1 rRNA gene is annotated in these 319 nt (G+C 53.3%); it reads right to left on the bottom strand.

Annotated features, from left to right (window positions below):
- A 23S ribosomal RNA gene (locus tag BGP75_RS26575) occupies window positions 1–319 on the bottom strand; the annotation flags it as partial.

The following is a 319-nucleotide window of genomic DNA, read 5'->3' as shown; positions in this document are numbered from 1 at the left end:
GATTTCCGACCAGGATTAGCCAACCTTCGTGCTCCTCCGTTACTCTTTGGGAGGAGACCGCCCCAGTCAAACTACCCACCACACAATGTCCCCGATCCGGATAACGGACCTGGGTTAGAACCCCAAGCATACCAGGGTGGTATTTCAAGGGTGGCTCCACCGGAACTGGCGTCCCGGTTTCAAAGCCTCCCACCTATCCTACACAAGTAGGCTCAGAGTTCACTGTGAAGCTGTAGTAAAGGTTCACGGGGTCTTTCCGTCTAGCCGCGGGTATACTGCATCTTAACAGCAAATTCAATTTCACTGAGTCTCGGGTGGA

Source organism: Motiliproteus sp. MSK22-1, assembly GCF_001968815.1.
Taxonomy (GTDB): domain Bacteria; phylum Pseudomonadota; class Gammaproteobacteria; order Pseudomonadales; family Balneatricaceae; genus Motiliproteus.
This window is presented reverse-complemented; position numbering and strand designations above follow the sequence as displayed.